Raw genomic sequence first — 12,456 nt, 5'->3', positions numbered from 1 at the left:
CCGATAAATGGGAAGTTACAGTTCCGTATTCAGTATGGAATACATTTTCATATCAATAACTTTTCCATTTTTTACAGCATTGTTTCTCAATGTCCCTTCGTATTGAAAACCTGCTTTTTCAAGCGCCCTACACGATGCTATGTTGTAAGCAAAAGGTTCTGCATAGATGCGAATAATATCACTCTTTTGAAAAACATGTTGGCAAATTTGTTTTATGGCTTCGGTCATAATTCCTTTGCCCCAGTATTCTTCTGCAATATAATATCCTAACTCGGCAGTTTGTCTATGTATATTTTCCTGACGATAAACGCCAATACTGCCGATTGCTTTTTCATCTACCGTAATAGCAAAAGCAAAGGTGTCATTTTCATCAGCAGAAAGCATAGCAGAAATAAAATTTATTCCATCTTGTACTGTATAAGGATATGGTATGCCATCTCGAAGATTGTCTTGAACTTTTTTATTGGATATAGCCACGGTCAAATCTTCCGCATCTGACAATAACCATTTTCTTATTTTACAAATCATATTTTCCTCCGCAACTTCCGATTTGTCTCTTCGTACTTATCATTTTACCACAATTCCAAGAGCGTGGAAATAGCCTGTTTTTTAAGCCGATTTCCTACCTTTCGGATATACGGGACGGACGGTCATTTAGGTGTAGACTTATGGTAGTTCATCGATGGACAGCACCTTGAAAACAGAATGACCGTCCGAAAAAGGATGCCCCGGCTGGGGAAGCACCGCAAGGAGCCGACTTCTGGACACTTTGTCCAGAGGTCACTTTGGGACAAGTTGTCCCGAAGTTATGGGGAGCGTGCCAACGCCGGAACATGCCGCAGGAATGGGGCAGGAAAACTTTTCGGGGGGAACGGCAACGGAAAGCAAAATGGAGGGAACGCATGAGAGATAACCCCTATAAAGACTTGCCGCCGCTGGAACGCAGGCCGGACGGTTCCCTTTACCGCATGACACCGGCGCAGAGAAAACAGGCGGCCAGCCTGATACGCCGGGAGTGTTGTTGCTGTGAGGACGGCAACTGCATTGTCCTTGATGATGGGGACACCTGCACCTGCCCGCAGACGATTTCTTTCTCGGTCTGCTGTAAGTGGTTCCGCTGGGCGGTCTTGCCGCTGGACGGGACGCTGGAAGCGGAAATTTTCCGGGATAAGGACTTGAAACGCTGTGCGGTCTGCGGCGGCGTGTTCGTCCCTAAATCCAACCGGGCAAAATACTGCCCCGGCTGTGCCGCCAGAGTTCACAGGCGGCAGAAAACAGAAAGTGAACGGAAAAGGAGGTCTGCTGTGGACAGTTAGGAGCGAAAAAAGCCTTGATTTATCAGGCTTTGCAAGCCCCAAACCGGGGCTGGTGGTATAAAGTATCGCCCGCCCCGGAAAACGGGCTTCTAACCGTCCACAAAACGAACTATGACAAATACCATCTATATCCATCAGCCGGAAAAGGCGTTCAGCTTCACCCGGCTCCCGAATTTCCTCTTTGAAGCCCCTACATTCAAGCCTCTGTCCAACGAGGCAAAGGTTCTGTATGCCTTTATCCTGCGCCGGACAGAGTTATCCCGCAAGAATGGGTGGGCAGATGACTGCGGACGGATTTTCCTGTATTACCCTATCTGTGAAGTGGTCACACTGCTCCATTGTGGGCGGCAGAAAGCGGTGAATACCCTGCGGGAACTGCAATACGCCGGACTGGTGGAGATCCAGAAGCAGGGCTGTGGAAAACCCAACCGCATTTTCCCAAAATCCTATGAAGCGGTTCCAAACACCGACTTTAAGAAATCCCGTTCTGGTACGCCGGAGGACTGAAAACCGTACCCTTGAAGTACGGAAATCAATCTTGAGAAGTACGAAAACCGGACGGTATATAGAAATACAAAGATTAAAATGATTGATTTATATCCATTCCATTCCTATCGTATCAGAGATAATTCCGGCGGGATTTTCCCTGTGGAAAACCCCGGATAGGAAAGGAATGGGGAAAGGAGCAGAATGGCACAACACGCAATTTTACGGTTTGAGAAGCACAAGGGTAATCCGGCAAGGCCGCTGGAAGCCCATCACGAACGGCAGAAAGAACAATACGCCAGCAACCCCGACATTGACACCAGCCGTAGTAAATATAACTTCCATATCGTCAAGCCGGAGGGACGCTATTACCACTTCATTCAGAGCCGGATTGAGCAGGCCGGGTGCCGAACCCGCAAGGACAGCACCCGGTTTGTCGATACGCTGATAACCGCCAGTCCGGAGTTTTTCAAGGGGAAATCCCCAAAGGAGATACAGGCGTTCTTCCAAAGGGCGGCGGCGTTCCTCATTGGCCGTGTAGGACGGGAAAATATCGTGTCGGCGGTGGTACACATGGACGAGAAAACGCCCCACCTGCATTTGACCTTTGTTCCGCTGACAAAGGACAACCGCCTGTGTGCAAAGGAGATTATCGGCAACCGGGCAAACCTGACGAAGTGGCAGGACGATTTTCACGCCTATATGGTGGAGAAATATCCTGACTTGGAGCGTGGGGAGAGCGCCAGCAGGACAGGCCGGAAGCATATCCCCACCCGGCTTTTCAAACAGGCGGTTTCCCTCTCCCGGCAGGCAAGAGCCATTGAAGCCACACTGGACGGCATTAACCCGCTGAACGCCGGAAAGAAAAAAGAGGAAGCCCTCTCCATGCTGAAAAAGTGGTTCCCGCAGATGGAGAATTTCTCCGGGCAGTTGAAAAAGTACAAGGTCACAATCAATGACCTGCTGGCGGAGAATGAGAAGTTGGAAGCAAGGGCAAAGGCCAGCGAAAAAGGAAAGATGAAAGATACGATGGAACGGGCAAAGCTGAAAAGCGAACTGGACAATTTACAGCGGCTGGTTGACCGTATCCCGCCGGATATACTGGCGGAACTGAAACGTCAGCAGCGGCACACGGTAAAGGAAAGGTGATAGATATAAGCAGAAATTTTCGCCGCCTTTGTGCGGCATTGTACCTTGAAAACTGAATATGGAGGACACTGGATGGCAAAAAGTGAAAGCGATATTTTTACACCCCGAACAGGGCAGGTTATACAAGCAGAGAACGGCACGCAGTATTTTGTATGTGGGAACAACCGTATAAAAATCTCCGAACACTTCGCCGCAGGCGGGAAGCCCCTCGGTGATCTGATTGTAGATGTGGTGCGGCATACCGCAGAAAAAGCCGCTTCAACCTGATAGCCCATCATTGATAACACGCCCACGCTTATGATATAATTGCCATAGAGCAAAAGTATTGTAAGCGTGGGTTGTTTCTTTAGAAGGAGGATTTTTACGGTGAAACAACCTTACAATACTACGATTTACAACACGGCGCTTTATATGAGATTGAGCCGGGACGATGAACTGCAAGGAGAAAGCGGGAGTATTCAGACACAACGCATGATGCTCCGGCAATATGCCGCCGAGCATGGCCTGAATGTCATAGATGAATATATCGACGATGGATGGTCTGGAACGAACTTTGACAGGCCGGATTTTCAGAGAATGATTGATGACATTGAGGACGGGAAAATCAACTGCGTTGTTACGAAGGATTTATCCCGCTTAGGCAGAAACTACATTCTGACCGGCCAGTACACGGAAATCTACTTTCCCAGCAAAGGCGTCCGCTATATCGCTGTCAATGACAATGTGGACACCATCAACGGAGAGAATGAGCTTGCCCCATTCCTCAACATTCTGAATGAAATGCACGCCCGCCAGACCAGCAAAAAGGTAAAGGCGGCCATGCGGACACGGTTCGCAAATGGCGCACACTATGGAGCCTATGCTCCGCTTGGCTATGTCAAAGACCCAGATAAGAAAGGCCATCTTCTGATTGACCCGGAAACAAGGTGGATTATCGAAAAGATTTTTGACCTTGCCGTTCATGGCCGGGGAGCCGCCAGCATTACACGGATTTTGGTCGAAGAAAAAGTACCTACTCCCGGCTGGCTGAATTTCCAGAGATACGGCACTTTCGCAAATATCTATGCCGGAGCGCCGGAGGAAAAAGCCTATGCGTGGACGATAGCGCAGGTAAAAAGTATTCTGAAAGAGGAAACCTATATCGGACACAGCGTCCACAATAAGCAGACCAACATTTCATTCAAAAACAAGAAGAAAGTACGCAAGCCAAAAGAGGAATGGTATCGTGTGGAGAACACCCACGAAGCGATTATTTCCGAAGATGTGTTCCGTCAAGTACAGGAGCAGATTTGCAACAGGCGCAGACGGCAGAAGAACGGCACAACGCAGATATTTTCCGGGCTGGTAAAATGTGCGGACTGCGGCTGGTCGCTGGCCTATGGTATGAACAGCCAGAACAAAAATCCCTATGCCCATTATCATTGTAGCAAGTATGGACAGGGCACACGCCAATGCTCCATGCACTATATCCGCTATGATGTGCTTTACGCCTATGTCCTCTCCCGTCTGCAATACTGGTCTGTGCTGGCACAGCAGGATGGGGACAAACTTCTGAAACGGCTACTTAACGCCAGCGACAAGGAACGCAATACTGCAAGGAAGCGGCAGACAGCCGAACTGAAAAAGGCGGAAAAGCGCAAAGCAGAAGTAGACACCCTGTTTGCAAAAATGTATGAGGACTGGTCTGCCGGACGCATTACAGAATACAATTTCAATATGCTGTCCGAAAAGTATCAGGGCGAACAGCGAGAATTGGACGCAAAAATTGAACGGCTTCACGAAGCGATGGAGGCCGCCGCCCAGACAGCGGTTGACGCTGAAAAGTGGATAGGTCTGATGAAACAGTATGTCAATCCCACAGAATTGACGGCTGAACTTCTGAATACGCTGATTGAAAAAATCCTTGTCCATGAAGCGGTCAAAAGTGAGGACGGAAGCCGGGAACAGGAAGTGGAAATCTTCTACCGCTTTATCGGCAAAATCGAATGACACATCTTGAGATACCCAACAATATCTTTAACTAAGGGAAACGGGGCGGTCTATGCCAGATCTGGCATTGCTGCAGCCTCTCAGCCGTATGCTGAAAATCGATGTGAATGATCTGTTAAACGGTGCGATTATTTCTGATAATACATACAGAAAAAAGTGTGGGGAAAATCTGATCAGTTTTGCTGAACTGAATTATTTGAAAAGTTTTAGATATGGATATATCGGGTTTTATCCGCTGGCTATACTGCTCCTTATCTACTGTTTGGTAAAACACATTGAAAGTGCCGGGATTTTGTCGCTTATTGTTGTATACAGTACGGTCGTTTACTATTTCAGATATCGGACATCAAGAGATGTAATGTCACTCGTTATTGTCATATGCGGGATGATCGGTACAGTGGGAAGCCTGATAGGATTTTTTGTGAATACATGGTAGACATAATGTAAATCCATAGCAATTTACATTGGAAAATCCATATGCTAAAATATACCCAGCTTGTATCATCGCAGCCGAAAGATACAATATGACTGATAAGAAAAAAGAAACCCTGAGAAAGGGCCGGGATTACAGTGAGCTCCCGGAACGGTATATTTTTTATATCAGCCGTAAAGACATATGGAAAGACGGTTATACCGTATACGAGGAAGAAAACAATATGAGTGAAATCCTGATCGTTATCTATCATATACTTGCCCTGATCTTTGCGGCGGCGGGGATCGTTGTGCTGCGCAGCCGCTCTTCTTATCCTGATATGAAGGCCGGGTACCATGTAAAAGAAGCGATGAAAAGTAAAGAAACCTGGGAATATGCCAATGGTGTCTGCGGGAAGCTGTGCATGCTCTTTACAGTGGTATTCCTTTTGGTTCCCCGTTTCCTGATCTCGGCTGGCGCGGGGAATGCAGCGGGCACGGCTGTGCTGATCATCGGCGGTGCGCTTGCGGTGGCGGTGACGGTGCTCCTTCCGCTGCGGATGCTTCGCAGAAGAGAGAAATGACAGAGAGTTTCTCTTCCGGTTATCAGTTGCTTTGTTTTAACATAGATTAAATAAAATATGCCATAAGATTTTACATTCTGCATATATAATCTCCTCGGCAGCAAATGGAACAGAAAAAAGCACGGAGGAGATAGTTATGAAAAACAGTTGGAAGAGAACTGCGGCATTTACCCTTGCAGCGGCCATGATATGTGCCCAGGGGATCCTGGTATCGGCAGAGCCCGGACCGGCGGGATTAGCAGGGACGGCGGGATCAGCAGGGATGTCGGGATCTGAGACAGCGGCGCCGGAAGTGAAAAACGGGACAGCAGACATCAGCTACCTGACACTGCAGCCTGGAGAGACGGAGGCATCCGTCAACCTGAACTGGTATGCTCCGGCAGGCACGGAGCGTGCGGTGGTGAAGTTCAGCAGCGCGGCGGGGGAGATTACGGCGGAAGCTTCCGTGAGTGCCCTGACAGCGCCGACAAAGCTGGATACAGGGAAATATACAGATACCGGGCTCATGGTATGCAAGGCGAGTGTGGATGGCCTGGAACCGGAGACGGCGTATACTTATCAGATCTCGTATGACGGCGGCGCGTCCTGGCTCGGGGGATATACATATACCACGGCAGGTACGGACGGCTTCCGGTTCGGGTTTACCAGTGATCCGCAGATCAAGGAGGATCAGTCCAATGACGATCAGGGATGGAATCCCGCAGACGGGACGAATCAGACCGGCTGGGCGTCCATGATGGAGAAGCTGACGGAAGAAGGCGTGAACCTTGTCGTGTCAGCGGGAGACCAGGTGGAGGACCAGAGCTGGGGGAAATCGAGCGAGTACGCGGCGTTCTTTGCCCCGGAAGAGATGGCCTCGGTCGCATATGCGCCGGCAGTGGGAAACCATGACAGGCACTATATGTTCGCAGATCATTTTAACCTGCCCAATGAGATGTCTGTGGCAGGAATGGATGAGGACGGCGTGCTGGAACAGGTAAAGACCACATTCCGCGGACAGAACAATGGGACAAGCCAGAGCCATGGGAATTATATCCAGGCGACAGCAGATGAGATTGCTGGTAATTCTGAGTCGAACGGAGTGACCCCGAATGCGGAAGGGCAGTACGATTTCACAGAGCGCCGCGAGATGGAGACAAAAGGCAATTATTATTACCTCTATGACAATGTTCTTTTCGTTACTCTGAACACCGGGGCGTATCCGGGCGGAAATGACGGGGAGAATGCCGGGAACGCCAGCGTTCCCAGCGCGTCAAAGGACAATTCCGAGGCAGAGGCAATGGTGGAGAACTTCCGGACGACCATGAATGCGGCGGTTTCCGAGTATGCGGGCCAGTATGACTGGCTGATCGTAACGCATCACAAATCTACGCAGACAGTCGCAAAACATGCGGCGGATTCTGATATTGAGAATTATGTGGACGCGGGATTTGAGCAGGTGATGGATGAGTTTGACGTGGATTTTGTCCTCGGCGGACATGACCACGTGTATTCCAGAAGCTATGTGCTCAAGAACGGTGAGAGAAATGCAGAGCGTCTCGATACATTCCATGACCCGGACGGGACGATCTATCTGACGGGAAACTGCTGCTCTGACATGCAGTATTACACTCCGTTTGCCTCTCTGGACAAGACGAATAATGCGGATTATCCGCGCCTTGCGAACGGGGAGACTGGATCCGCGGAATATCTGGCAGGGAACCTTCCCTACGGCAATCAGGAGTGGAACCAGGAGTACAGTCCGAGCTACGCGGTGTTTGATGTAAAGGGAAATAAGATTTCCGTAAATGTGTACAACCTGGCGGGAGACAGTGCGGACCCGGACAGTGAGCTGATCGACTCTTTCAGTGTGGCAAAGAATGCGGACGGCGGGGAGAAGACCACAGGGGAAGAAAACGGAAAGGCTTCTCTGGACCTGATCCAGGATGCGCGCTATGACGCCGGGATGTCCAATGCGGACGGCGGAGTGATGGAGATCGTTGACTATAATACAGAGACCGGATGGGCATATGCAGTCAACGGCCAGACAGGGAACCTGACAGCGATCGCACTGAAAGATATGGCGGACAGTGAAAATGTGGATCTCCTGGACGGGAATGATATCGATGTAAAGTCCCTTGTGGAGGAGAACTGTGAAGGCTTTGCCTATGGCGATATGACTTCGGTCGCTGTCTCGGCGGACGGGTCAAAGCTTGCTGTGGCTGTGCAGGCGGCAGGATATGCGGACAACGGGCGCGTGGCAGTGTTTACATGTAATGAGGACGGCACACTGACATTTGCGGAGGCATATGAGACAGGTGTGCAGCCGGATATGGTGACATTTACCCCGGATGACACAAAGATCCTCACTGCAAATGAAGGAGAGCCGAGGGAAGGGTACGCGGACGGCGCCGCAGACCCGGCAGGTACGGTGACCGTGATCAATATAGAGGACGGCACGGCGGTGAACGCGGATTTCACTGCATATGACAGTGCAAAAGAGCGGAAGGAACTGACAGACGCAGGCATTATCCTGAAAAAAGGCGCGGATCCGTCCGAGGATCTGGAACCGGAATATATCGCGGCGGGAAATGACACGGCGTACGTAACGCTCCAGGAGGCAAACGCGATCGCAGTGATCGATCTTGACAGCGCTGAGGTAACAGGGATCTATTCCGCGGGATATGAGGACCACAGCAAAGTGGCGGTGGACATTGATAAAAAGGACGAGGCATACGATCCGAAAACTTACGGCTCATTGAGGGGGATCCGCATGCCGGACAGCATCGCGCTGTACAGCGCAGACGGGGTGGATTACCTTGTGACGGCGAATGAGGGCGATTCCAGAGAATGGGGCGATTATCTGAACGAAACAGAGCGTAACTTCAAGGACGGAGAGACTTCCCCGAGCGGAAAGATCACAGCGGAGAACAGCGGCCTCACAGGCAAGGTCGTGTTCTTTGACAGCAGTGACTATGACGGGCTGGATGAAGGCCTGGACTATCTCTTCGGCGGCCGTTCCTTCACAGTATACAGGGCAGATGAAAACGGGATCACGGAAGTGTATGACAGCGGCAGTGAGTTTGAGGAAAAGACAGCTGTCTATGTACCGGAGAACTTCAACTGTTCCAATGACGACAAGACCATGGATGACCGTTCCGGAAAGAAGGGACCTGAGGTGGAGAGTGTCACAGTGGGGACCGTGGGAGAGAAGACCTATGCTTTTGTGGGGCTTGAGAGAGTCGGCGGAGTGATGGTATATGACATCACGGAGCCGGAGCAGAGCAGCTTTGTGAATTATATCAATTCCAGAGATTTCAGCCAGGATATCGCCGGGGATGATTCTCCGGAGGGGCTGTGCTTTATCCCGGCGGTGGACAGCGCGGACGGAAATGCGTATCTGCTGGCGTCCTGCGAGGTGTCCGGCACTGTGGCGGCTTACAGGCTGACAGAGGGCACGGCTCAGGAACCGGGCGGACAGCCGGGAGAAGAAGACCCGGATGATACGCATAAGCCGGGCGGACAGGAACCGGGCGGCAGTCAGGAGCCGGGAGAGGGCCAGGATCAGCCGGGCAGCGGAGAAGCGGATAAAGACGCCGGAAAGGATGCTCCGAAGACAGGAGACCAGAATTTTGCGGGCGTATGCTGCATGTTTGTTTTTGCCGCGGCGGCAGCAACAGGGATGGCAGTGATGGCCGGACGCAGAAGATCCGACAGATAGACAGTAAAATTAAGAGAAGTGTTTTGAGAGATATATTTTATTAATCAAAAGCATGCAGCCGGAAGTCTTGTTCAGGGCTTCCGGCTGCATGTTTTTATGGGATCCTGCAGTTATGGGATCCTACAGGGAAAACGTACAGGCGCAGCCTGTCTTTTCGAAGAATTCCTTCTGTATTTCCGCGATTGTTTCCGGATTGGTTTCAGCGGCGGGCTTAAGTGCGATCGCCTTCTCCATGGGGAGATAAGACGGATTCTTTTTCAGGCTGATCCCGTACTTCGCGCAGAGGCTTACCGCATTCTGGGAGAGAGTCATCTGGTTGACCTTGTCCGCGATGCGGATGCGCCATCCGGTCTGGTCTGCACACCTCTGAATTACATCACGGGAGCGGAACCCGATTTCAGGCGACAGAAAGCTAAGTTCGATATATTTCCCCTGAGGGTCCTGTTTCAGGCCCTTCTTTTCAGGTCTGCCGGGAACAGAAGCAAATTCATAGTCAATGCAGGAAAGGGCAAGATTCTGTTCGATCGGACCGGAGGAATCAGAGGCAGGAATGAACTCGCTCTTTTTGTCTGTGCTGATCCCGGCGCCCGGATCCCCGGCCCCGGCTGCTGTGCTTCCGGGTGACGTATTGCAGCCGACAGGCGCGCCGGCTGCCGCGAGCCCGGTTTTGCCGTACAGATGCCCGTTTATGGTCAGGGACCATCCGGTCGTCCTGCAGAATTCGGCTCCCGCTGCTTCGTCGTTTTCTGAGGAGGCAGTCAGGCTGACCGCATAACTTTTCCGCTCGCTGTAATAGGAAATCTTTCCGAGCCTGTCTGAAAAAAGCGTATGCAGGAGACTGCCTGCCGCGCTGTGGTTCATCGAAGGGTTGACGGCTGCCGTCCATCCTGTTTCATCCTCAAACTGCTGTGCCCGGCGGTTAAAATCTTCTGTGTCCAGGCTGTCCGGATAGTCAAAGAGGAGAAGCACTTTTTTCGCGTCTGTATGATATCCGATCCTGCGGTAACCACAACCGGTAAAAATCTTCCGGATATAAGCTTCGATGTCCTGGATCGTCAATTCTTTCGGCGCCAGCGCCCCGGCCACGTCTTCCTCTGTATTTGTTTCAAAGAGAAAGAGCTGGCGCATGTTCGGAGAAAAATAGATGCTGTCCAGAAGGATGTCCTGCATTTCCTGGAGGACAGTGTCATCGGTTATCTTTTTCCCGTACCAGATGAATGCGATCTGGGAGACGGGAAACCGCTTTCCCGGATAGTGTTCTCTCCAATAATCCCACAGAAGCTCCGCGTCATCGGCAGAGAATGCCCGGGCTTTCTGCATGGTAAATGTAGGGACAAAGGAGAGCTGCTTTCGTTTTGTGTGGAGCGTGACTTCGTATTCCTGTCCGCATTCAGGGAGATATACATGCCGCCGGAAATCCTCTGAAGCGAGCTCGTTTCCCAGTTCATGGATCACGTCTTCGTTTCCATGCACAAGGAAAACGCGGCGGGAGGAGAGACGATCCAAAAGCGCAGTGATCTCAGCCTTATCGCCGTGTGCCGAGAGTCCGACCTGCTCGATGCGGCATCTGACCGGACAGGAAGTCCCGTTGAGGGTGAGCTTCCTCTCCGGGAGCATGATCCCTGCTGCTGTATCTTCTGATGAGGCATTTCCCGGGACAGATCCGGGGACGGGAGAGGAGCCCAGCAGGTTCAGAAGCTGCCTTCCCGGCGACTCTTCATCCTGATAGCCGGTGATGATGATGCAGGCGTTTTCCGAGGAGACAAGCTTCTGGGCATACTGTGCGCTGGGACCGCCGGTTAGCATGCCGGAACTGGAGACGATGATCACCGGGTCGCTGCCTGCGAGAAGTTCATCACGCTTCTGGTTTGGCGCCACCGGCTGGATCTCCTTTGTGTAGAATGGCTCGTTCCCTTTCAGTATCCTTCTGGCAAGTGCGTTTTTCAGGAAGGTGGGGTTGCGCGTGTACATGGCGTTGATGTCCCGGACCATGCCGTCCACATATACGGGCACAGCGGGAATATCCCCGTTCTGGATGGCAGCGCGCAGGATCAGCAGGACTTCCTGTGCCCTGCCGAGGGCAAAGCAGGGGATCAGGATCTTCTGCCTGCTTTTTACGCATTCGCTGACCAGGGAGACAAGCCTGCGCTCTTCTACCTGGCGGTTCGAGTGGAGCCTGGTGCCGTAGGTCGTCTCCACAATAGAGACGTCGGGCCGCAGTTTGGGAATGTGGATCCCCTCAATAGTGCGCTGGGAGAAAGAGGAAAAGTCTCCGGAGTAAAAAACAGTGCCCTCATCTGTCATGATATTCATGCAGGCCGCGCCTGCGATATGCCCCGCCGGATAGAAGGTGACGGTAAAGCCGTCAGATATCTGCATGGCGGTCTGATACCTGACGGGGGTGATGCGGTTTAACATAGAGAGGACATCCTGCTCTGTGTAATGTGGGATCTCATCTTCACGGTAATTCATGATCTTCAGGCTGTCGTAGAGAAGGACTCTCGTCAGATCCGCAGACATGGCGGTCATATAGATCCGCGCATCCGGATATGCTTTGCTGATGAGCGGGAGCGTTCCGATATGATCCATGTGGGCATGACTGACCAGGATCGCGTCCAGCCCGCCATGCGCCTGGATAACTGCAAAGTCGGGGAGGGGATCTTTTGTCCCGGACTGCCGGATCCCGCAGTCCATAAGGATCCGCTTCCCTGCTATGTTCAGATATATACAGCTTCCGCCAATCTCCATGGCGCCGCCTAAAAAATGTAATTTCATTCTGTAAACCTCTCTTTGTCTGGGATTTTTTCAGATACCTGTCCAT

Annotated in this window: 10 protein-coding genes; 8 read left to right on the top strand and 2 right to left on the bottom strand. The window is 51.5% G+C overall.

Annotated features, from left to right (window positions below; all coding sequences use genetic code 11):
• Positions 1-15 precede the first annotated feature (15 nt).
• Positions 16-528: a GNAT family N-acetyltransferase gene (locus tag B5G27_RS10175; protein WP_087178789.1), complete on the bottom strand. Its 513-nt coding sequence runs from the start codon at positions 526-528 to the stop codon at positions 16-18.
• 374 nt (positions 529-902) lie between these two features.
• On the opposite strand from B5G27_RS10175, the gene B5G27_RS10165 reads away from it, so the two are divergent.
• The 8 genes from B5G27_RS10165 (at position 903) to B5G27_RS10130 (ending at position 9,635) form a co-directional block, all read left to right on the top strand.
• A complete protein-coding gene (locus tag B5G27_RS10165; protein ID WP_058722955.1) occupies positions 903-1,316 on the top strand; it encodes a cysteine-rich VLP domain-containing protein in 414 nt (137 codons plus the stop codon).
• 111 nt (positions 1,317-1,427) lie between these two features.
• A complete protein-coding gene (locus B5G27_RS10160; protein WP_008666017.1) occupies positions 1,428-1,823 on the top strand; it encodes a replication initiator protein A in 396 nt (131 codons plus the stop codon).
• A 183-nt stretch (positions 1,824-2,006) separates the two neighbouring features.
• Positions 2,007-2,951: a MobV family relaxase gene (gene mobV, locus B5G27_RS10155; RefSeq protein ID WP_087178788.1), complete on the top strand. Its 945-nt coding sequence runs from the start codon at positions 2,007-2,009 to the stop codon at positions 2,949-2,951.
• Positions 2,952-3,023: 72 nt separating this feature from the next.
• Positions 3,024-3,218 carry a hypothetical protein gene (locus B5G27_RS10150; RefSeq protein WP_002334813.1) on the top strand — a complete coding sequence of 65 codons (195 nt, stop codon included), beginning with the start codon at positions 3,024-3,026 and terminating at the stop codon, positions 3,216-3,218.
• A gap of 144 nt (positions 3,219-3,362) precedes the next feature.
• Entirely contained in the window at positions 3,363-4,940 is a 1,578-nt protein-coding gene (locus tag B5G27_RS10145; protein WP_246612237.1) for a recombinase family protein, read from the top strand.
• 52 nt (positions 4,941-4,992) lie between these two features.
• Positions 4,993-5,376: a DUF6442 family protein gene (locus tag B5G27_RS17075; protein ID WP_087178786.1), complete on the top strand. Its 384-nt coding sequence runs from the start codon at positions 4,993-4,995 to the stop codon at positions 5,374-5,376.
• Positions 5,377-5,464: 88 nt separating this feature from the next.
• Positions 5,465-5,935 carry an SdpI family protein gene (locus B5G27_RS10135; RefSeq protein WP_087178785.1) on the top strand — a complete coding sequence of 157 codons (471 nt, stop codon included), beginning with the start codon at positions 5,465-5,467 and terminating at the stop codon, positions 5,933-5,935.
• A gap of 136 nt (positions 5,936-6,071) precedes the next feature.
• Complete coding sequence (locus tag B5G27_RS10130) at positions 6,072-9,635, top strand: choice-of-anchor I family protein (protein WP_087178784.1); 3,564 nt, start codon at positions 6,072-6,074, stop codon at positions 9,633-9,635.
• 120 nt (positions 9,636-9,755) lie between these two features.
• Here the strand turns inward: B5G27_RS10130 and B5G27_RS10125 are convergent, their stop codons facing one another.
• Complete coding sequence (locus B5G27_RS10125) at positions 9,756-12,410, bottom strand: MBL fold metallo-hydrolase (protein WP_087178783.1); 2,655 nt, start codon at positions 12,408-12,410, stop codon at positions 9,756-9,758.
• Between the last annotated feature and the right edge of the window lie 46 nt (positions 12,411-12,456).

This window comes from Lachnoclostridium sp. An76, assembly GCF_002161355.1.
Taxonomy (GTDB): Bacteria; Bacillota; Clostridia; order Lachnospirales; family Lachnospiraceae; genus Mediterraneibacter; species Mediterraneibacter caccavium.
The sequence above is the reverse complement of the archived record's forward strand: the minus strand, read 5'-3'. Positions and strand labels throughout refer to the sequence as shown.